The organism is Roseococcus pinisoli, assembly GCF_018413645.1.
GTDB classification, from domain to species: domain Bacteria; phylum Pseudomonadota; class Alphaproteobacteria; order Acetobacterales; family Acetobacteraceae; genus Roseococcus; species Roseococcus pinisoli.
Genome location: NZ_JAHCDA010000001.1, coordinates 1323460 through 1344441 on the forward strand (window position 1 = coordinate 1323460; position 20982 = coordinate 1344441).

Annotated in this window: 19 protein-coding genes; 12 read left to right on the forward strand and 7 right to left on the reverse strand. The window is 70.3% G+C overall.

The window, feature by feature from the left end:
- Positions 1-69: 69 nt before the first annotated feature.
- Positions 70-1605 carry a flagellar hook-associated protein FlgK gene (locus tag KHU32_RS06495; protein WP_213669191.1) on the reverse strand — a complete coding sequence of 512 codons (1536 nt, stop codon included), beginning with the start codon at positions 1603-1605 and terminating at the stop codon, positions 70-72.
- A 54-nt stretch (positions 1606-1659) separates the two neighbouring features.
- The gene (gene flgE / locus KHU32_RS06500; RefSeq protein WP_213669192.1) at positions 1660-2961 is read right to left on the reverse strand and encodes a flagellar hook protein FlgE; all 1302 of its coding nucleotides are present in this window, start codon (positions 2959-2961) and stop codon (positions 1660-1662) included.
- A 1007-nt stretch (positions 2962-3968) separates the two neighbouring features.
- On the opposite strand from flgE, the gene KHU32_RS06505 reads away from it, so the two are divergent.
- From KHU32_RS06505 to KHU32_RS06545, 9 genes are all read left to right on the forward strand, one after another.
- Positions 3969-4466, forward strand: a complete 498-nt coding sequence (locus KHU32_RS06505; RefSeq protein ID WP_213669193.1) for a flagellar hook-length control protein FliK — start codon at positions 3969-3971, stop codon at positions 4464-4466.
- Positions 4467-4484: 18 nt separating this feature from the next.
- The gene (locus KHU32_RS06510) at positions 4485-5156 is read left to right on the forward strand and encodes a flagellar hook assembly protein FlgD (RefSeq protein WP_213669194.1); all 672 of its coding nucleotides are present in this window, start codon (positions 4485-4487) and stop codon (positions 5154-5156) included.
- A gap of 119 nt (positions 5157-5275) precedes the next feature.
- Positions 5276-6907 (forward strand): flagellar basal-body MS-ring/collar protein FliF, encoded by a 1632-nt coding sequence (gene fliF / locus KHU32_RS06515; protein WP_213669195.1) that lies wholly within the window; start codon positions 5276-5278, stop codon positions 6905-6907.
- A complete protein-coding gene (gene fliG / locus KHU32_RS06520; RefSeq protein ID WP_213669196.1) occupies positions 6904-7908 on the forward strand; it encodes a flagellar motor switch protein FliG in 1005 nt (334 codons plus the stop codon). Before fliF ends, fliG begins: the two co-directional genes overlap by 4 nt.
- 45 nt (positions 7909-7953) lie before the next feature.
- Positions 7954-8250 carry a flagellar motor switch protein FliN gene (fliN, locus tag KHU32_RS06525; protein ID WP_249680840.1) on the forward strand — a complete coding sequence of 99 codons (297 nt, stop codon included), beginning with the start codon at positions 7954-7956 and terminating at the stop codon, positions 8248-8250.
- On the forward strand, positions 8247-9623 hold the full coding sequence (locus KHU32_RS06530; RefSeq protein ID WP_213669197.1) for a sigma-54-dependent transcriptional regulator: 1377 nt from the start codon (positions 8247-8249) through the stop codon (positions 9621-9623). The genes fliN and KHU32_RS06530 overlap by 4 nt, the downstream gene beginning before the upstream one ends.
- A complete protein-coding gene (flhA, locus tag KHU32_RS06535; protein WP_213669198.1) occupies positions 9620-11680 on the forward strand; it encodes a flagellar biosynthesis protein FlhA in 2061 nt (686 codons plus the stop codon). Before KHU32_RS06530 ends, flhA begins: the two co-directional genes overlap by 4 nt.
- 3 nt (positions 11681-11683) lie before the next feature.
- Positions 11684-12559, forward strand: a complete 876-nt coding sequence (locus KHU32_RS06540) for a flagellar biosynthesis protein FlhF (protein WP_213669199.1) — start codon at positions 11684-11686, stop codon at positions 12557-12559.
- Positions 12553-13305 (forward strand): nucleotide-binding protein, encoded by a 753-nt coding sequence (locus tag KHU32_RS06545; protein WP_213669200.1) that lies wholly within the window; start codon positions 12553-12555, stop codon positions 13303-13305. Before KHU32_RS06540 ends, KHU32_RS06545 begins: the two co-directional genes overlap by 7 nt.
- A gap of 51 nt (positions 13306-13356) precedes the next feature.
- Here the strand turns inward: KHU32_RS06545 and KHU32_RS06550 are convergent, their stop codons facing one another.
- From KHU32_RS06550 to KHU32_RS06570, 5 genes are all read right to left on the reverse strand, one after another.
- Complete coding sequence (locus KHU32_RS06550; protein ID WP_213669201.1) at positions 13357-13680, reverse strand: NIPSNAP family protein; 324 nt, start codon at positions 13678-13680, stop codon at positions 13357-13359.
- A 69-nt stretch (positions 13681-13749) separates the two neighbouring features.
- Positions 13750-15090: an alpha,alpha-trehalose-phosphate synthase (UDP-forming) gene (locus tag KHU32_RS06555; RefSeq protein ID WP_213669202.1), complete on the reverse strand. Its 1341-nt coding sequence runs from the start codon at positions 15088-15090 to the stop codon at positions 13750-13752.
- Positions 15075-16868, reverse strand: a complete 1794-nt coding sequence (locus tag KHU32_RS06560; RefSeq protein WP_213669203.1) for a glycoside hydrolase family 15 protein — start codon at positions 16866-16868, stop codon at positions 15075-15077. Before KHU32_RS06560 ends, KHU32_RS06555 begins: the two co-directional genes overlap by 16 nt.
- Entirely contained in the window at positions 16852-17607 is a 756-nt protein-coding gene (gene otsB / locus KHU32_RS06565) for a trehalose-phosphatase (protein ID WP_213669204.1), read from the reverse strand. Before otsB ends, KHU32_RS06560 begins: the two co-directional genes overlap by 17 nt.
- A gap of 60 nt (positions 17608-17667) precedes the next feature.
- Complete coding sequence (locus KHU32_RS06570) at positions 17668-18474, reverse strand: ferredoxin--NADP reductase (RefSeq protein WP_213669205.1); 807 nt, start codon at positions 18472-18474, stop codon at positions 17668-17670.
- Between the two features lie 110 nt (positions 18475-18584).
- On the opposite strand from KHU32_RS06570, the gene KHU32_RS06575 reads away from it, so the two are divergent.
- The 3 genes from KHU32_RS06575 to KHU32_RS06585 all read left to right on the forward strand — a co-directional run bounded on the left by KHU32_RS06575 (position 18585) and on the right by KHU32_RS06585 (position 20923).
- Positions 18585-19247, forward strand: coding sequence for a GNAT family N-acetyltransferase (locus tag KHU32_RS06575; protein ID WP_347265510.1), 663 nt, complete (start codon positions 18585-18587; stop codon positions 19245-19247).
- A gap of 70 nt (positions 19248-19317) precedes the next feature.
- Positions 19318-19476, forward strand: coding sequence for a hypothetical protein (locus KHU32_RS06580; RefSeq protein WP_213669207.1), 159 nt, complete (start codon positions 19318-19320; stop codon positions 19474-19476).
- Positions 19477-19552: 76 nt separating this feature from the next.
- Complete coding sequence (locus KHU32_RS06585) at positions 19553-20923, forward strand: esterase-like activity of phytase family protein (RefSeq protein ID WP_213669208.1); 1371 nt, start codon at positions 19553-19555, stop codon at positions 20921-20923.
- Positions 20924-20982 lie beyond the last annotated feature (59 nt).

The following is a 20982-nucleotide window of genomic DNA, read 5'->3' on the forward strand; positions in this document are numbered from 1 at the left end:
ATTTCTCCCTGCGAAAGCGCAAAGGCCGCCCTGCCGTCAGTGGCGTTCGTGCGGGGCGATCCCACGGACTCAGCGCCCCACACTCAGCAGCGCATCCCACATCTGCTGCGCGGTGCTCAGCACGCGCGCATTGGCCGCATAGGCATTTTGCAGCCGGATGAGATTCGCCATCTCGGCATCCGGATCCACGCCGGATTCCTGCTGGAAGCGCGCATCGAGCCCGGCCCATAGCCCTTCGGCACGGACCCTGGCCGCGCTCGCGGCCGCGCGGTCGGCGGTCTGGGCGCCGGTGAGCGCGGCGGCATAGGCCTCGATCGACCGTGGCGGGAGGAAGGGCGAGCGCAGGCTGCCGTCGGGGCCGAGCCCGGTCGCGGGGATGGGCGGCCAGCCGGTGCCCGCGCGCACCGTCTCGCCCAGGCTGTGGTCGATGAGGCGGTCGAGCAGGATCGCGAAGCCGGCCGGGCCGCCCGCCGGATTGGTCGTGAAGGCGGTGGGACCGCCCAGCGTGTCCGCGACGTCGTGCGTGCCATCGCGCAGGAGCGCGGGATTGGCGAGGACGGTCGCATTCACGCGGATCTGGTTGGCGAAACCGATCTGCCCGCCGGCAGGGTCCGCATAGCCGAGCGTCACATCCGGAACCTGGGCGGAGGCGCCGGTGAAGAGGCGAAGCCCCTGCGCATCGAAGCGGCTCGCCATCTGCGCCGCCGCGACGTCCATCTCCGCCTGGTAGCGCGGCAGGGTCGTGTCGCGCAGGTTGATGTATTCGCCGAGCCTGCCGCCCGTGAGCTGCCGCGTGATGTCGACGCCGCCCAGCGTGATCGCGGGGATGGAGCCGCCGGGCCCGTAGAAGGCGTTCGGGCCGACCGAGGCGTTCTCGGTCGAGAAGATGTCGGCCTTCGCGTCCAGCGTCAGAGCGAGGCCGCCCTTGGTCACCAGCACCAGCCCGCCATCCGCCTGGCGCAGCGCCTGGACGGGAAGGCTTTCCGACAGGCTGGAAAGCAGCAGGTCCCGCTGGTCCTCGAGGTCGCCGGTGGGCAGGCCGCGCACCGTGTCGCCCTTGATGAGCGTCGTGAGCTCGGCGATGCCGCGCAGACTCGCATTGATACGCTGCACCTCCTCGACGATGCCGTCCTGCGCTTGCTGGCGCGCCGTGCCGATGGCCGTGGCGACCTCGCTGAAGCGGGTGGCGACGGTCGCCGCCGCCAGCACCGCGTCGCGCTGCAGGCCGGTATCGCCCGGCGCGCCGCGCAGGCCGATGAGGCGGCCGCGAAGTGCGGCGATGGTGTCGCCCAGGCTGTCGCCCGCATCGGTCGCGCCATGGACGGCCTCGATGCCCGAGAGCAGGCGTTCGCGCACTGCGGCCGCGGCGGCCTCGCCGCGCCGCAGGTCACGCTCCGCGACGAGGGCGGCATCCACCAGCCGCTGCGCCTGGCCGAGCTTGACGCCGAGGGGCAGCCCCTCGGTGCTTAGGGAAATGGTGCTCGCGGCCTTGCGCGTATAGCCGGGCGTCTCGGCATTGGTGATGTTCTGCGCGACCTGCGCCAGGGCCCGCTGCGTGGCGAGCAGACCGCTGCGGGCGATTCCGAAGGCGAGGTCGAGGCTCATGGCCAGGCCATCCTGCAGCGCCGTTGGTTAACGAATGATTGCCGCCGATCGGCCCTACCGTTTCATGTTGATCGTGTCCTGCAGCATCTCGTCGGCGGTGGTGACGACGCGCGTATTCGCCGTATAGGCGCGCTGCGCAACGATGAGCTTCGTGAACTCCGACCCGATGTCGACGTTCGACCCCTCCTGCGCGCCGACCACGAGCTTGCCCACGCCGTTGGTGGCCGCATCCGTCACCCGCGCCTCGCCGCTCTCGATGGTGCGCATGAAGGCCTGGCCGTCGAGGCGCTGAAGCTTGTCGGGGTCGCTGAAGGCAACCAGCGGCACGCGCGCGATGACGCGGGATTCGCCGTTATCGTAGTTCACGGCGATGTCCCCGTTCTCGCGGATCGCCAGGCCCGAATAGGCGCCGGGCGGCACGCCGTTCTGGTGCAGCGTACGAAGCGAGAAATCCGACCCCGCCTGCTGCGTGATGCCCTGCGAGACGCCGAAGCGCCCCAGGTCGAGGTTGATCGATTGGTTGCCCAGGCCGAAATCCATGTCGAAGGCGAGCTGCACGGGCGTGTTGATGGCGCCGGCGGTGCCGTCGAAGCTGGCGATCGTGCCGTTGGGCCCGAAGGTGATCGGGATATCCAGCGGCCCCGTCGCGGGCGGCGGGGTGATGCTCATCTGCCAGCTGTTGGCGGGGCCGGGCACGGGCGGCGGCCCCGCGCTGCCCGGCGTCTGCGCGAAGGTCAGCGTCAGGGCGTGGCGCTTGCCGAGTTGGTCGTAGACCTCGACCTGCGTGCTGAAGCTTCGCGCGTCGCCCGGCGTGGCCGGCGGATCGATGGCGGGAAGATTGGCGGAGATTTCGATGTTCGAGGTCGCGATCGGATTGAAGACCTGCTGGCTCACGCGCACGGGCGTCAGCATGGTGCGGTCGACCGTGCCGTTCTGGTCCACCGGCCAGCCCTGCAGGTAGTAGTCGGCGCCGTTCACCAGATAGCCGTCCCGGTTCATCCGGAAATCGCCGGCCCGGGTGTAGAACTGCCGCTCGTCGAAGGAGGGCAGCCCGTTGGAGCTGCCGCGCGCCAGGGCCACCGAGAAGAAGCCCTGTCCGCCGATGGCGAGCGAGAGCGGATTCTCGCTCTGCTCGATCGTGCCCTGGATGGAGTTGGTGTAGTCCGGGCGGGCGAGGACGGCGCCGGGCGCATGCAGCGTCTGGCTTGACTGCGTGACGAGGCTGACGAAGTTGGTGTCGATGCGCTTGAAGCCGGTGCTCTGGCTGTTCGCGAGGTTGTCGGAGATGTGGCCGAGAGCGCGAGCCTGGGCATTGAGGCCCGAGATGGCCGTCGTCATGGCGCCGAACACGGACATGGAAAGCCCCTTCACGAGGATGCGACCCGGGGTGTTCCGGGCCCATCGCTGACGCATGCGCCGTGCCAGGGCAGGGGCCGCCGTGAGCGGCAAGGATTGCCGCCTTCCGGGCCGGATGTGCCGGTCGATGGGTGTGTCCTGCCGGCATCGCGGCCGCTGCGCTGGCCCGGCTCTTGCGAGAGCATCGCGCCGGGCATCGGGCCCAGCGGCGGCGGTTGCCGTGACCTCGCAGGGACGACGCCATGGAGGCAGCCTTCAGCATCGGAGCGACGACGCCATCTCCTGCCGCCTTGGCGGCGGTGCCGGAAGGCGGCGTTGGCTTCGAGGAGGCCCTGGCGCGGAGCCTGTTTCTGTCGGAGGAGGTTGCTCCGTTGGCCCCGGATGCGATGCCTTCGGAACCAATCATTCCGGCGGCCGGCGGCTCACCGATCCTGAGCCGGAAAACGCCTTCTACGTCCGGCGGGGAGACGTTTCCGCCGGACGTCGAGGAAGCGGCACTCGCTCCGGCGCCTGTGGAAGAGGAGGCCGGCGCCATGCCGGAATGGCCTCATTCGCCGTTCGTGCAGGAGGAGCCTGATTCCGTCCGAATGATCCTCCCGGAGCTTGAGCCCGAGAGGAAGGAACAAGCATGCTCGCCGGATTCTTCTTCGGATGTGTCGGTCTCACCGCTTCTCCCCCCGGTCTTGCTGTCCGCCGCTCCGGTCATGACCGCGTCCCGAGCCGGAACGGATGAAAGGATGGACGCGCCGGTTTCTGGGCGCAGGGCGGCAAACCCGGAAGTGGCGCTACGGAATGCCGTGACCGCGCCTCAGTCTGACGGCAGTGTCCCGGCTTCCGTGGAGCCGACCGTTGCATCGGTGGCCCATGACTCGCCCGTCGACGGCGCTGCCACCACCGAAGCTGCAGATGCCCCGGACGCTCCGCGACCCCTGCAGCCCCAGCTGCTATCCCGTGCTTCGTCGGAGCGGGCCGCGTCATCTCCAAAGGCATCGGAGCACCAAGATGGCATGCCGGAACTGATGGCGGCTCCGCCTCTCCGTTCGGGACAGGTCCTGGCGCCCCCGCCCTCTTCGCTCACGGGCCTTGCCGCACCACCGCCCATCCGCCAGGTGGCCTCGATCGCCGTGGCGCTCGCTTTCAAAAGCGGGAGTTCGAACGGCTTCGACCTCTCGCTGGAGCCTGCCGAGCTCGGCCGCGTGATGGTCCGCGTGGAGCGCGACGGCGACCGCCACAGCATCCAGGTGATCGCCGAACGGCCCGAAACGCTGGCCTTGCTCCAGCGGGACCGGAGCGAGCTCGATCGCGGCCTCGCCGAGGTCGGGCTGCGCATGGAGCCGGGCGGGATCAGCTTCTCGCTCGACGCCGAGGGTGCCGAAGGGCAGGGCGGCGATGGGGCCTCGCGGCAGGGCGGTGCTTCCCGTGGAGGCAGGACCGCTGTGCCGACCTTCGAAGGCCAACCCGCGCCGCCGCACGCAGCGCGCGGCCTGCTCGACCTGCATATCTGACGGAATGGGAGACACGCCATGAGCGGCGCGATCAACGGCACGACTGGAGCCGGCGGCGGGGCCGCGGCGCGGGGCGCCACGAGCGGCACGGGCCTCGGCGCCGACTTCAACACCTTCCTCACGCTGCTGACGACGCAGCTTCGCCATCAGGATCCGACCAATGCCATGGATCCCAACGAGATGACGCGGCAGCTGGTGCAGTTCGCGGGCGTGGAACAGCAGATCACGACCAACAATCGCCTCCAGACGCTGATCTCCGTGCAGCAGGGCTCACAGCTTGTGGCCGCGGCGCCGCTGATGGGCCGGATGGTCGAGGTGGAGAGCGACCATCTCTCGCTGCAGGGCGGGCAGGCGGTGCTGCGGCTGCCGCCCGCCGGCGAAGCCCGTCGCGTGGGGATCGGCGTGCTCGACGCGCAGGGCAACCTGATCCGCACGGCGCAGGTCGACCTCGGCGCAGTGCCGACGGAATGGAGCTGGGATGGAGCCGACGCCTCCGGCGCGCGGCGGCCGGACGGCGCCTATACCTATGTCCTCGCGGGCGCGACGCTGGAGGGAAGCCGGGTGGCGGTGACGGGCACGGTGCTCGGGCGGGCCACGGGGGTGGAGCGGCGCGACGGCGAGGTCAGGCTGAACCTCGGCGCGCTGACCGTCAGCTTCGACAAGCTGCGCGGCCTGGCGGGCGGCAGCTGATCCGCTGAATCCCCGCGCGCGTTAACCCATCGGAAAGAGGTCGGAAGGCAAGTTCTGCCGAGGGCACAGGAAGTGCCTTGGGAGAGCCGCATGTTCGCTTCCGAAGCCGCTGAACCGGGATGACCGTGCAGAACCTGATCGGCCAGCTTCGTGGTCTCGGGCGCGTGCAGCTGGCCGCGCTGGCGGGCGTCGGCCTCGGCGTGCTGGGGCTGCTCGCCTGGCTGGTCCTGCGGGCCGGAACGCCGCCGCTGGGCCTCCTTTATGGCGAGCTGGAGACGCGGGATGCGGGTGCCGTCATCGCGGCGCTGGAGCGGCAGAGAGTGACCTACCGCCTCGCCGCCAACGGAACCCAGGTGCTGGTGCCGGCGGAGGATGTGCCGCGGCTGCGGCTCGCTTTGGCACGGGAGGGCCTGCCGGCCGGCGGCTCCATCGGCAACGAGATCTTCGACCGCGGCGAAAGCCTCACCACCACGCCCTTCCAGCAGGAGATGAACCGCCTCCGCGCGCTGGAAGGAGAACTCGCGCGAAGCATCCGCGGTCTGCAGGGCGTACGGGGCGCGCGCGTGCATCTGGTGCTGCCGCGCCGCGAGGCCTTCTCGCGCGAGCGGGCCGAGGCGCAGGCCAGCGTGCTGCTGACCATGCAGGGCGCGCAGCGGCTGGATCGCGAGGGCGTGCAGGCCGTGCTGCACCTCGTCGTCACGGCCGTGCCCTCGCTGCGCGCGCAGAACGTCTCGATCGTGGACAGCCGCGGCGAGCTGCTCGCGCGCGGCGGACAGGCGTTTACCGGCCCCGCCGGCGCGCAGACGCAGGACGAGCGGCGACGCGGCCAGGAAGCGCGGCTGGCGCGCGGCGTGGAGGAGATGCTGGAGCGCGTCCTCGGCCCGGGCCGCGTCCGCGTCGAGGTCGCGATGGAGATGGATCACGAGCGCGTCGAGACGCGGGAGGAGCGCTTCGATCCCGACAACCAGGTGCCTCGCAGCACGCAGAGCACGAGCGAGACCAACCGCACGCAGGAAAACGCCACGGTCAGCGTCGCGAACAACCTGCCCGGGGCGGAGCCGCCCGGCGGCGGTACCGGAAACGGCAATACCGAGAACCGCCAGGAGGAGACGATCAACTACGAGATCGGCCGCTCCACGCGCAGCGTGCTCCGCGAGCATCCGGTGGTGCGACGCCTGACGGTGGCCGTGCTGGTGGACGGCGTTGTCGAGCCACAGGCCGACGGGACAGCGACCCATCGCGAACGCACGCCCGAGGAGCTCACGCGGATCGCAGGCCTCGTTCGCAACGCGGTCGGTTTCGACGAGCAGCGCGGCGACCGGGTGGAGGTCGTCTCGATGCGCTTCGCCGAGGCCGAGCCGGTGATGCGCCTGACGGGGCCGCTGGGTCTCGATATCGCGCCGGCCATCCTGGCGCGGCTGCTGGAAACCGCGCTGATCGGCGTCCTGGTCCTGCTGACGCTGCTGCTGGTGGTGCGACCCTTCGCGCGCCGGCTGGCGATCTCCCTCAATCCCTTGCCGGCCCTGGCCGGTGCGGCGGGGGGCATGGGCGGCATCGGCGGGGCCTCCGAGATCGCGCCGGCCTTGCCGCCGCCCAGCCCTGACCCCGATTCCGAGGAAGAGCGGATGATCCACCTCGCCCATGTGCAGGGGCAAATGCGGGCGTCGCTGATCACGCGGATCACCGAGGAGAATCCGGATCAGGCCCTGCTCGTTGTCCGCCGCTGGCTGACGCCGGAGGAGGAGGCATGAGCATGACGCGGACGCTGCGCGGGCCCCAGAAGGCGGCGGTGCTCATGCTGGCGCTAGGCGAGGATCATGCCTCTCGCCTTTTCGCGCGCATGCACGAGGATGAGATCCGCGATCTCTCCTCCGCCATGTCGCAGCTGGGCACGATTCCCGCGCAGACGGTCGAGGAGATTTGCGACGAGTTCGCGCGCCATCTGGGCAAGGCCGGCCATCTCATCGGCTCCTTCGAAAGCACCGAGCGCCTTCTGCTGAAGACGCTTCCGCGCGAGCGCGTCGCGCAGATCATGGACGAGATCCGCGGGCCTGCCGGCCGCACCATGTGGGACAAGCTCGGCAACGTGAACGAGACGGTCCTCGCGAACTACCTGAAAAATGAATACCCGCAGACCGTGGCCGTCGTGCTGAGCAAGGTGAAGCCCGACCATGCCGCGCGCGTTCTCTCCATCCTGCCGGACGGCTTCGCCATGGAGGTCGTCATGCGGATGCTGCGCATGGAGAATGTGCAGAAGGAAGCGCTCGACGGTGTGGAGCGCACGCTCAAGATGGAGTTCATGTCCAACCTCGCGCGCTCCACGCGCCGCGATGCACATGAGATGATGGCCGAGATCTTCAACGGCCTCGACCGTCAGGCGGAAAGCCGGATCATGGCCGCCCTGGAGGAACGCAATCTCGAAGCCGCGGAACGCATCCGCGCCCTCATGTTCACCTTCGACGATCTGCGGCGCGTCGACGGCCAGGGGCTCCAGGTGCTGCTGCGCGCGGTCGAGAAGGATCGCCTCACGCTCGCGCTGAAGGGCACGACGGAGGAGATGCGCGAGCTCTTTTTCGGCAACATGACGGAGCGCGCGGCCAAGCTGCTGCGCGATGACATCGCCGCACTCGGCCCGGTTCGCCTCAAGGATGTGGATGAGGCACAGGCGGCGATTGTCGCCACGGCGAAGGACCTCTCCTCGCAGGGTCAGCTTCAGCTCTCGGAGGGCAGGGATGACGAGCTTGTCGATTAAGGTGGGGGAGGCCGTGGCATGAGCGGAAATGCGGAGTTCGAGCCGATGCCTCCCGGCGCGGCGGGCCCCTCGCCGGAACGGCCCGTCCTCCAGCGCGATCTGGAGGCGATCTACGACATCCCGGTCCAGGTCAGCGCGGTGCTGGGCCGCGCGACGATGCAGGTCAGCCAGCTCCTCAAGCTCGGCCGGGGCGCCGTGGTCGAGCTCGACCGCAAGCTCGGTGAGGCGGTGGACATCTACGTCAACAATCGCCTCGTCGCGCGCGGCGAGGTGGTGATGGTGGAGGATAATCGCCTCGGCATCACCATGACCGAGATCGTGAAGGCGGATCGCGGGATATGACGCGGCTGCTGATCATCGGCTCGCTGTCGGGCGAGCTGGGGCAGGCGGCGCGGATCGCGAATGCGCGCGGCGCCTGCCTCGCGCAGGCGGATGGGGTGGCGTCGGGCCTCGCGCATCTCCGCCTCGAGGGCGCGGATCTCGTCCTGGCCGATCTGCGGCATGATCTCCCATGGCTGCTGGAGCGCCTGGCCGAGGAGCGCATCGCGACGCCGGTCGTGGCCTGCGGGCTGGACGCCGATCCGGAGGCCGTGCTGAGCGCGATCCGCGCCGGCGCGCGTGAGTTCCTGCCCCTGCCGCCGGAAGCCGAGCTGATCGCCGCCATGCTCGAGGCGGTGACGGCGCGGGAAGGGCTGCCCGTCTGGCGTGACCCGGCCATGCGGGCGCTGCTGGAGCGCGCGGGGCAGCTCGCCCGCGCGGAGGCGTCCGTGCTCATCACGGGCGAAAGCGGCACGGGCAAGGAGGTGCTGGCGCGGCATATCCACGCCTCCTCTCGCCGGTCGCGCGGGCCCTTCGTCGCGCTCAATTGCGCGGCGCTGCCCGAGACGCTGCTGGAGAGCGAGCTCTTCGGCCATGAGAGGGGTGCCTTCAGCGGCGCTGTTGCCGCGCGCAAGGGAAAGTTCGAGCAGGCCGAGCGCGGAACACTACTGCTGGACGAGATCGGCGAGATGGATCCCCGCCTGCAGGCCAAGCTCCTGCGGACCCTCCAGGAGCGCGAGGTGGACCGGCTGGGCGGCACTCACCCCGTGAAGATCGACGTGCGGATCCTGGCCGCGACGCATCGTGACCTGCCGGCCGAGGTTCGCGCCGGACGCTTTCGCGAGGACCTCTACTTCCGGCTCAACGTCGTGCAGCTGCAGATCCCGCCCTTGCGCGAACGCGGCGAGGACATCCTGCCGCTCGCCGCGCATTTCGTCGCCCGTTACTCGACCGCCAATGGGCTGCCGGAGCGAGCGATCTCGGGCGCCGCGATCGCCCGGCTCATGGCCCATCCCTGGCCGGGCAATGTGCGCGAGCTCGAGAACGCGATGCACCGCGCGGTGCTTCTCGCCACGGGTCGAGAGATCGGTGCGGAAGCGATCGAGCTCGAGGCTGTGCCGGAGGAAGCGCCCGCTGCCCATCAGGCCACGGCACTCGCCGCGGCGAAGCCCGTCGGTTCCGCCATCGCCACCTTGGTCGGCCGTCGGATGGAGGAGGTGGAGCGCGACCTCATTCTCGAGACGCTGGGCCGCTGCCTCGGCAACCGCACGCGCGCGGCGGAGATCCTGGGCATTTCCATCCGCACCATGCGCAACAAGCTCGCGGAGTATCGCGGGCAGGGACTGCCCGTTCCGCCGGCCCCGGGGCAGGCGCCGGATGCCTGGAAGGTTGCATGAGGGATTTCGCGCTGCCGGCCTGGCTCAGCGGCCTGCGCCTCTCCTCCGAGGTGGCGCTGGTGGTGGGCATCGCGCTGGTGCTCGTGATCCTCGTCGTGCCGCTGCCGGGCGCCCTGCTGGACGCGGCTTCCGCGCTCAACATCACCGCCTCCGTGCTGATGCTGATGGTGACGCTGCTGCTGGCACGCCCGCTGGACTTCCAGTCCTTCCCGCAGCTGCTGCTCATCACCACGCTGTTCCGCCTCGGCCTCAACGTCGGCACCACGCGCGCGATCCTGGCCAGAGGGCATGAGGGGCCGGAGGCGGCGGGCGCGGTCATCGCCACCTTCGGCCGCTACCTGATGGGCGGCGACATCCTGGTCGGCATGATCGTCTTCGCCATCCTGCTGATGGTGAACCACGTCGTCGTCTCCAAGGGCGCGAGCCGCGTGGCGGAGGTCGCGGCGCGCTTCCATCTGGACGCCATGCCCGGCAAGCAGATGGCCATCGACGCCGACCTGAACGCCGGCACCATCGACGAGAACCAGGCGCGGGAACGCCGACGCGAGCTGCAGGAGGAGAGCGGCTTCCACGGTGCCATGGACGGCGCGGCGAAGTTTGTGAAAGGCGATGCGATCGCGGGCCTCGTCTCCACCTTCATCAACCTGCTGGGCGGGCTGGCGATCGGCGTCGGGCGGCACGGCATGGGCTTCATGGACGCCGTCGAGACCTATTCGATCCTGACAGTGGGCGATGGGCTGGTTGGGCAGATTCCGGCGCTGCTCGTCTCCGTCGCCGCGGCGATCATCGTCACCAAGGCCGCGCGTGAGGAGCAGTCGGACCGGCTCATGGCGCGGGAACTCGCGGGGTGGAAGCCGCTGGCCATCGCCTCCGGCAGCGCGTTGTTCCTGGGCCTGACGCCGGGCATGCCGCTGCTGCCCTTCCTGGTGACCTCGGGCGCCACCGGCGCGGCCGCCTGGTTCCGCCGCCGGGCCGAGCTGACGCAGCCCCCGGAGCCCGAGGCGCCCCCCGCCGTGCCGACCGAGGCCGCGGTCTCCGAGGCGCTGCGCATGGATGTGCTCAGGCTGGAGCTCGGCTACGGGCTGCTCTCCCTGGCCTCCGGCGAAGCGCCCCGGCTGACCGAGCAGATCCGCGGCCTGCGGCGGAACATCGCGCAGGAGATGGGCTTCGTCCTGCCCTCCGTGCGCATCCAGGACAATCTGGACCTGCCGCCCGATACCTACGTCCTGCGCGTGAAGGAGATCGAGGCCGCGCGCGGCACGCTGCGCCCGCCGCTGCATCTCGCGATCAATCCGGAAGGTGGCACACCTGACATGCCGGGCGAGAAGACCAGCGAGCCCGCCTTCGGCCTTCCCGCGCTCTGGATCGAGGAGAAGCTGCGCGAGGAGGCGCTGATGCGCGGCTGCACCGTGGTGGACTGCACCGGCGTGTTGGCGACGCACCTGACCGAGGTCGTGCGCGAGAATATGAGCGAACTGCTCTCCTACGCCGAGACCCAGAAGCTGCTCGACGAACTGCCGAGGGAGCAGCAGAAGCTGGTCTCCGACCTCATCCCGACGCAGGTGAGCGTCGGCGTACTGCAGCGGCTGCTGCAGGCTCTGCTGGCCGAGCGCGTCTCGATCCGCGACCTCTCGACCATCCTGGAAGGGGTGCAGGAGGCCGCATCCGCCAATCTCCGCGTGGTGCCGCAGATGCTGGCCATCGTCCGCATGCGGCTGGCGCGCCAGCTCTCCGAGGCGGCGCGGGGTCCGAAGGGCTATGTGCCGCTCGTCACCCTCTCGCCGGAATGGGAGGTGGCCTTCACCGAAAGCCTCAGCGGCCCGGCGGAGGATCGGCAGCTCGTGCTGGATCCGGGCCGCCTTCAGGCCTTCATGCAGCGCTTGCGCGACGTGCTGGACGCCCAGGCCGCGCAGGGCGAGCACGCGATCCTGCTCTGCTCGGGCGCGCTGCGGCCCCATCTGCGGGCGATCGTCGAGCGCTTCCGGCCGAGCACGGTGGTGCTGTCCCAGTCGGAGATCCACTGGCGTGCGCGCATCCGCACCCTGGCCAGTGTCTGACCCATGCGGCTGCGCGTCTTCCGGGCCCGTAGCGCAACCCTCGCTTTCGCTGCCGCGCGGGAGGCGATGGGCGAGGAGGCCGTCGTCCTCGGGGCGAGGCGGGTCGGTGGTGGCGTCGAGGTCACCGTCGCGCGGGAGACGGCCGAGCCGGAGCTCATCCCGCCGATCGAGGCCCATGGCTTCGGCCTCGCGCGGCACAACCTGCCGCTGGGCTTGCACTTCGCTGGCGGGGATCTGGTCACGGCCCTGGCGGCGCGGCTGGGCTTCGCGTCGCTGCCGGAGGAAAGCCCCATCCTCCTTGTGGGTCCGCCCGGTGCCGGCAAGACGCTCAGCTGCGCCAAACTGGCCGCACGCGCGAGCATGGCCGGGCGGCGGCCCCTCGTCGTGACGGCCGATGATGCGCGGGCGGGGGCGGTGGAGCAGCTCGCGGCCTTCACGCGGCTGCTGGGCCTGACGCTCGCCGTCGCGGCCGAGCCGGAGGTGCTGGCCCGGGCGATGCAGCCACGGAAACCGGGCCAGCCCGTCTTCATCGACGGCTTCGGCTGCGATCCCTTCGATGCCGCGCAGGCCAGGCGCCTGCACCGCCTCACCCAGGCGGCGGAGGCCGTGCCGGTGCTGGTGCTTCCCGCCGGCCTCGATGCCGAGGAATCGGCCGAGCTCGCACGCGCCTTCCATCTGCTGGGCGCGCGCCATCTGCTGCCCACCCGGCTGGACGTGACGAGGCGGCTGGGCGGCGTCCTGGCCGCCGCGGCCGCCGGGCTCGCGCTGACCGAGGCCGGGGTTGGTCCGCAGGTCGCGGCAGGGCTTCATCCGCTGACCCCCCGCTGGCTGGCCGACCGGCTCCTCGCCGGGCCGGGACGGGAGATTGCGCCATGCTGATCGCCATCGCCTCCGGCAAGGGCGGGGTCGGAAAGACCTGCCTCGCCACCAACCTCGCCCAGGCCCTGGCCGAGGCCGGGCTGGATGTCCTGCTCGTGGACGGCGATCTCGGCCTCGCCAATGTGGATGTGCAGCTGGGGCTGCAGCCCGATCGTGACCTCGGCGACGTGCTGGCGGGGCGTTGCGCGGCGGCGGAGGCGGTCATCCGTCACCCGGCGGGCTTCCACGTCCTGCCGGGGCGCTCAGGCTCCGAGGCGCTGGCCGCGATGGATGGAAGCGCGCTGGCCGCGCTGCTGCGGGCGGAACGCCGGACGGTCCTGCTCGATCTCGGCGCCGGGCTCGGCGCGGCGCAGCGGCATCTGGCGGCCTGCGCGGACCTGCTGATCGTCGTCGCGAATGAGGAGCCGACCAGCCTGACCGACGCCTATGCGGTGCTGAAGCTCCATCGGCGGGATGCGCCGGAGGCCCAGGCGGGGCTGGTGGTGAACATGGTCGCGCAGCATGCGCGGGCGCTGACGGTGCATGCGGCGCTGGATGCCGCCTGCCGTGGGTTCCTGGGGGCGGGCGTGCCGCTGCTGGGGAGCATCCGTCGCGATGCCGGGATGCCGGCGGCGATCAGGTCGCGGACCACGCTGCTGACCCGGCACCCAGCGGGGCCGGCGGCGCAGGATCTGCGCGTCCTCGCGCGGGAATTGAGGGAGGGCGCCTGGCTCACGCCGGCGCCGCAGCGCGAGGCGAGCGCCTGACGGCGGGGCGGTTCACCGCGGCGACGATGCCGCCGCCGCGGTCGTTCTTGCTCAGTCCTGCCACTTCACCGTGGTGAAGGCGGCCGGGATCAGCAGCTTGCTCTCCTGCGTCGCGATGAAGCCACGCACCTTGCCGAGATAGTCCAGCCAGCTCTGGTCGGCGAAGAGCTTCGCGCGGCGCTCCGCGCGCTCGGCCAGGCTCTCATAGGCCCACAGGTGGATGACCTGGTTCAGCGGACCGAACTCGGTCGTGTAGTAGCCCACGAGACGGCCCAGGATCGGCTTCTGGATCGCGAGGCCTTCGGCCGCATAGGCCTTCACGTAGTTGCCGATCTGGCCCGTATGCATGGTGTAGATGCGTTCTTCGACGATCATGGCGTAGCCTTCCTCCAAAGCGCGGACGCTAGCTTGCCCTCGGGGATCGCGGAAGCCGGGCGGCCCCTCTTACCCCGTCGTCGAGAATTCCGCCCGGTTCAGCTCCGCCAGGAAGCTCCGCGACCAGCCGCTGGGCCCGGCGGCCGCCAGGCGATCGTAGTCGAGGCGCCAGCGCTCGCGCCGCTCGGCCAGCGGCATGTTGATCGCGATGTCCAGCGCCTCGGCGATCTCGTCCGGGTCGTTGGGATTCACCTTCACCGCGCCCTCCATCTCGCGCGCCGCTCCCGCGAAATGCGAGAGGATCAGCACGCCCGGATCCTCGGGCGGCTGCGCGGCGACGAATTCCTTCGCCACCAGGTTCATGCCGTCGCGCAGCGGGGTGACCAGCGCGATATCCGCCACGCGCAGATAGCCGCCCAGCGTGCGCCGCGGGATGGGCCGGGTGGTCCAGCGGAGCGGCACCCAGTCCACCTCCGCATATTCGCCGTTGATACGGCCCACCAGCTCGTCCATCTCGCGGCGCAGCAGGCGATACTGCGTCACCTCGCCGCGCGAGATCGGCGCGGCCTGCAGGAAGGTCACCTTGCCGCGGTGCTGCGGGTAGCGCTTCAGCAGGTCGGCATAGCCGAGGACGCGCTGCGGCAGGCCCTTGCTGTAGTCCATCCGGTCCACGCCGAAGATCAGCTTCCGGCCGCCGAGGCTTTCCGCGAAGCGCTGCGTGTCCTTGCGCAGGGCGGCGGTCGCGGCGGCGCGCGCGAAGGCCTCCGCGTTGATGCCCACCGGAAAGACGCCGACGGGCGTGTTCACGCCCTCCTGCCGGAGAGCGTCGGAGAGATGCTCCGCATCGTCGGCCGTCTGCGTGCCGATCAGGTCGATGGCCCCGAGGTCGCGGAGCAGCGCGGCCGCCCGCGGCAGGGCGGCGAAGACCGCCGGCGGCGGGAAGGGGACATGGAGGTAGAAGCCGATCCGCTGCCGGGCGCCCAGCTCGCGCAGATAGGCGGCCAGCGGGAAGAGGTGGAAGTCGTGGATCCAGATCGTGTCGTCTTCCCGCAGCAGCGGCAGCAGCTGCTCGGCGAAGCGGCGGTTCACCGCGCGCCAGCCCTCCTCCTCGGCACGGCGGAACTGCGCGAGGCCGAAGCGGTAATGCAGCAGCGGCCAAAGCAGGTTGTTGCAGAAGCCCGTGTAGTAGAGCCGGTGCTCCTGCGAGGTGAGATCGATCAGGGCCTGCGTGCGGTTGCCCACGGTCGAGATGCGCGGCTCCCGCCGCTCGGAGGTTTCGCCCGACCAGCCGAACCACAGCATCTCGCGCCGCTTGACGGCCTCCTGCAGTGCGACCGTGAGGCCGCCGGCCATGGGGCCGGATTCCCTGAGGGGTGATACCCGGTTGGAGACAATTACCAGGCGCGCCAAAACCCGTCCTCCCAGCTTCGTGAAAGTCGCATTGCGGAAAGGATGAGGCCGACCTGCGAATAGGTCTGCGGGAAATTGCCCCAGAGCTGGCCGGTCTTCGGTTCCACATCCTCGGCGAGAAGGCCCACGTGGTTGCGCAGGCTCAGGATCTTCTCGAACAGCTTCCGTGCGTCCTCCTTGCGGCCGATGGAATGCAGCGCATCCACAAGCCAGAAGGAGCAGACGAGGAAAGCCGTGTCCGGCACGCCGAAATCATCCGGCAGGCCGTAGCGCAGCAGCAGGCCGTCGCGCATGAGCTCGCGCTCGATGGCCTCGACCGTTGCGACGAAGCGCGGGTCGGAGGGCGGCAGCAGCCCGATCTCGGGCAGGAGCAGCAGCGCCGCGTCCAGCCCCTCGCCGCCGAAGACCTCCTGCAGCGCGCCGGAGGAGGCGTTCCACGCGCCGTCCAGGATCGCGTCCTTCAGGCGGTCGGCGCGGCGCTTCCAGTCCGCGGCCTCCTCCTTCAGGCCGAGATGCGCGGCGATGCGCCCCAGTCGGTCCACCGCGCCCCAGCACATGGCGGCCGAGAAGGTGTGGATGCGGGCCCGGCCGCGATACTCCCAGATGCCGGCATCCGGGGTCAGCGCCGCCTGTTCCGCCCGGTCGCCGATCGGCACAAGACGGCGGTACAGGGCCTCGTCGCCGGGGCTCGGCAGGCGGCGGTCGAAGAACATCATGGCCGAGGCGAGCACGACCGAGCCCCAGACGTCGTTCTGCACCTGGATGGCGGCGGCATTGCCCACGCGCACCGGGCCGTCGCCGCGGAAGCCCTTGAGCGAGGTGGCGATCCATTCGTCGATCGGCCCGTTCGGCACCAGCGGATAGACGGGCTTGAGCATCGGCTCCTGCTCCAGCACGGCGCCGATGATGTAGTTGATGTAGCCCTCCATGGTGCGCGTCGCGCCCAGGCGGTTCAGCGCCATCACGGTGAAGTGCGAATCGCGCAGCCAGCAGAAGCGGTAGTCCCAGTTGCGCGCGGTGCCCGGCGCCTCGGGAATGGAGGTGGTCAGCGCCGCGACGATGCCGCCCGTGTCGTCATGCGCGCAGAGCTTCAGCGTGATGGCGGCGCGGATCACCGCATCCTGCCACTCGAAGGGCACGGAGAGGCCGCGCACCCAGTCCTCCCAGTAGGAGGCGGTCTCGTCCTCGAACTCGCGGGCGATGCGGGCGGTGGCGCCGTCCACCGTGTCGTCCTGGCCGAGGAGCATGGAGATCGGCCGGTCCAGCGCGAATTCCGTCTCGCCCATCACGAAGCCGAGTGGCGCGTCGGTGGTGACGCGCAGGGTGCCCGCCTCGCCAACATAGCGGATGTGGTTGGAACCGGACCGGCCGGACGGAGCCTCCTCGCCCCAGCCGAAGCGTGGGCGCACGCGCAGGCGGATGCGCGGCCGCCCCGTGACGGGCTCGATGCGCCGCACCAGCATGGGCGGGCGGAACATGCGCCCGAAGCGGCGGAAGCGCGGCATGTGGTCGGTGATGCGAAGCGTGTTGCCGCGATCGTCGGAGAGCTCGGTCTCCAGGATCGCGGTGTTGCGGCGGTAGCGCTGCTTGCTGCTGGCGAAGCGGGTTACCGAGACCTCGCAGAAGCCGCCCTCCGGCTCGGTACCGTCCAGGAGCCCGCAGAAGATCGGGTCGCCGTCCAGGCGCGGCCAGCACATCCAGCTCACGCGGCCCTCGTCGTTCACGAGGGCGGCGACGGTGCCGTTGCCGATGGCGGCGAGATCAAGGGGCTGTGCCATGGAGTCCTTCCAGAAGGGATGCAAGCCAGGCGCGAACCGCCTCCGGCGCGGGGAAATCGTCGGGAACACGGTAGCCTGCGCCGCCCAGCTCCTCGGCGGCGGCAATCCCATCCTCGTCGGTCACGTCGTCGCCGATGAAGACCGGGACGCGGCCGGCGAAACGCGGCTCCTGCATGATGTTGCGCACGGCCACCCCCTTGTGGACGCCGCGCGGGCGCACCTCCCAGGCCATGGAGGCGCGGAGGATCTCGAAGTCGTTGCGGGTGCTGATCAGCCCGGCCAGGAGATCGAAGGCCGCCTCCCCGAGATCGGGGGCGAGGCGATAGTGCAGGACGAAGCCGGCGGGCTTCTCCTCGAAGACGAGGCCGTCATGCTGGGTGGCGAAGCCGAGCGCCGTGCGGCGCCATTCCTCGGGCGCGACGGGCAGGGTGAGGCGGCGGGCCTCGCCGCCCGGCTCGGCGCGCATCACGGCGCCGTGCTCGGCGACGACGGGCAGGCGGAGCGGGGCGAAAAGATCCTCGACATCCGCCAGCGCGCGGCCGGTGACCAACGCCAGGGCGCCGTCCATCGCGCCCAGCAGGCCTTCGAGATCGATACGCAACGATCCGGGCACGATGACCTCATCCGGCCGTGGGGCCAGATTGATCAGGGTGCCATCGACATCCAGGAGGAGGGCGCCACGAGTGATGAGTTCCCGCGGGCTTGGCAGGGCGCGCGGGATGTTTGACCTGGTTACCATGGCGGCACCTTAACCCAGGAGGGAAGCCTGGGTTGCGCCGCCTTGAATGAATTCAATGGATTATTTGGTGACGAACGCCTTTTCCAGCGCGTAGCTGCCGGGGGCGTGGTTGGTGCCCTCGACGAAGCCGCGCGCCTCGAGCAGCGTCTTCACGTCGGCGTTCATGGCTTCGCTGCCGCAGATCATCACGCGGTCGAAGGCGGGATCGAGCGTCTCCACGCCGGCCTGGCGCTCGGCCTCGCCCGATTCGAGGCGGGTGGTGATCCGGCCCTGGACGGGGAAGGGCTCGCGCGTCACGGCGGGGGCATAGATCAGCTTCTCGCGGACCATCTCGCCGAGCAGCTCGTGGTCGCGCAGCTCGCCGGTGATGTAGTCGCGGTAGGCCAGCTCCTTCACCTCGCGCACGGTGTGGGCGACGATCACGCGGTCGTAACGGTCATAGACCTCGGGGTCGCGGATCAGCGACATGAAGGGGGCGAGGCCGGTGCCGGTCGCCAGCATCCAGAGGTTGCGGCCGGGCAGGATGTTGTCGGTGATGAGCGTGCCCACGGGCTTGCGGCCGATCAGCACGCGCTCGCCCACCTGGATGTGCTGGAGGCGCGAGGTCAGCGGGCCGTCCTGCACCTTGATGGAGAGGAACTCCAGGTGGTCCTCCCAGGCGGGGCTCACCATGGAATAGGCGCGGACCAGCGGCTTGCCGGCAACGACCAGGCCGATCATGGCGAACTGGCCCGAGGTGAAGCGCAAGGCCGGGTCGCGCCGACATTTGAAGCTGAACAGGCTCTCGGTCCAATGATGAACCCAGGTGACTTCTTCCGCGAAGAAGCCCGGCGGGGCGGTGACAATGGGGTCGACGGCGATGTCCATCGGAGGGTTTTGGGGTGGGTGACGCGAAGGCGCAAGACGGAGATGATGCCCGCATGAGAGATAACCCTCCGCCGCATACCCCACCCTCCGAACCCGGAACCGAGCCCCCGGTGGGCCCACGGGTCGACCCCACGCCGCGCCCCCTGCCGGCGCGCATCCCCCATAAGGGGCGGAGCGTGGATCTGGAGCCGCTCCACCTCCGCCATGTGGCGGACCTCTGGACCGCCGCGCAGACCCAGAAGGCCGAGGAAAGCTGGGCCTATATGGGCTACGGCCCCTTCACCGACGAGGCGGCGATGCGCAGCTTCGTGGCGGGCTTCGCCACGGCGCATGATCCCATGGTCTGGGCCGTGCGCCCGCATCGGACGGGCACGGTGGATGGCTGGCTCTCCCTGATGGAGATCCATCCGGCCCATGCGCATATCGAGATCGGCAATATCTGGTTCAGCCCGCGCATGCAGCGCACCCGGGCCGCGACCGAGGCCATGCACCTGCTCATGCGCCACGCCATGGACGACCTCGGCTACCGGCGCCTGACCTGGAAGTGCAACGCGCTGAACGAGCCCTCCCGCCGGGCGGCCGGCCGGCTGGGCTTCGTCTTCGAGGGCACGCTGCGCGCCCATCTGGTCATCAAGGGCCGGCGACGCGACACGGACTGGTTCTCGATCCTGGAGGACGAGTGGCCGAGCCGGCGCGCGGCCATCGAGGCCTGGCTGGACGACGCCAACTGGGACCCGCAGGGCCGGCCGAAGGCTTCTCTTACGCAATCGTAATTTAATCTGGATTTGTCGGCGACTCGGCTCCTAAGATGGCGGGCGCATGACGCGCTGGAAAGGATGAGCCGTGAGCTACGTGGAATACGGCGATCTGTTCGCCTGGGCCCTGATCTTCGGTGGAGCGGTCTTCGCGCTGTCCCACCGATGGATGCCGGTGGGCGCCGCCATCGGCACGGGCGTCTTCGCTGCCCTGATGGCCAAGTCGCTCCTGCTCGAGCTGGTTTGACAGGACCGACACACGAACGTCGCGGGTTCGTCACGCGACGCTGGTAGGCGGCGCCCTCCACTAGAGGGTCTCCGCCATGCGTCATCTGCTTCTCGCCACCCTGGCCGCCGTGAGCTTCGTGCTCCCGGCCGCTGCCGAACAGCGCTTCGAGGCGCGCCTCGCGGGGCACGCCATCCTGCCTGCCGCCACCTTCACCGCCCCGCCGCAGGGCGCGCCCCCGGGCTTCGCCGTCTCCGGCCGCTTCGCCGGCCCCACCACCAACCGCGTGGCCCAGCCCGGCAGCGTGATGGGCAACACCGGCGCCGCCTATGGCAGCCGCGACACCGGCATTTCCCTGCCCTTCCAGGGCCAGCCCGTGCAGGGTTTTTCCGGCATCAAGCCGGTCGGCGACGGCAGCTACTGGGTGCTGACCGATAACGGCTTCGGCGCCCGCGCCAACAGCCCCGACGCGCTGCTGATGTTCCACCGCGTCCGCCCCGACTTCGCGACCGGCCAGGTGGCGGTGGAGCGCACCGTCTTCCTGAGCGATCCCAACAGCGTCGTGCCCTTCCGCATCACGACCGAAGGCAGCCGCGAGCGCTTCCTGACCGGTGCCGACTTCGACCCCGAGAGCATCCAGCCGCTGCCGGACGGCACCTTCTACATCGGCGAGGAATTCGGCCCCTACCTCATGCGCGTCGACGCCGAGGGCCGCGTGACCCATGTGGTCGAGACCCGGCTGGACAACGACGCGATCCGCTCGCCCGACCACCCGGCGCATGTGGTTCCCGCCACCCCCACCGGCACCACCGCCTTCCGCGCCCGCCGCTCCGGCGGCTACGAGGGCATGGCGCTGACGCCGGACGGCCAGACGCTCTGGGGCCTGCTGGAGCAGCCGCTCTTCGCGGCCGGCACGGACCGCTCCGAGGGCAATTTCCTGCGCCTGATCGAGTTCAACGTCGCCCGCAACGAGTGGACCGGCCGCAACCTGCGCTTCCAGCTCTCGGAAGGCGCCACCGCGATCGGCGACTTCAACTTCATCGACGCCAACCGCGCCCTGATCATCGAGCGCGACAACGGCCAGGGCGACCCGGGCCTCGAATGCCGCGAGGGCCAGCGCCCGCCGGCCTGCTTCGTGCAGCCCGCCGGCGTGAAGCGCGTCACGCTGGTGGACTTCAGCCAGGTCGACGCCAACGGCTTCGTGCGCCGGATCGGCTATATCGACCTCATGGCCATCCAGGACCCGGACAACCGCGCCCGCCTGCGCGGCGACCTGCCGGCCAATGCCCCGGCCGGCCGCTTCACCTTCCCATTCTTCACCATCGAGAACGTGGCCATGGTGGATGCCGACCACATCATCGTGGGCAACGACAACAACCTGCCCTTCAGCGCCGGCCGCCACCTGACGCGCGCCGACGACAACGAGCTCATCCTGCTGCGCGTGCCCGAGCTCCTGCGCGCGCGCTGAGGCGATGCCGGGGGCGGCCTCCGGGCCCCGCCCCCGATATCGGCCGGACTGACGGTTTT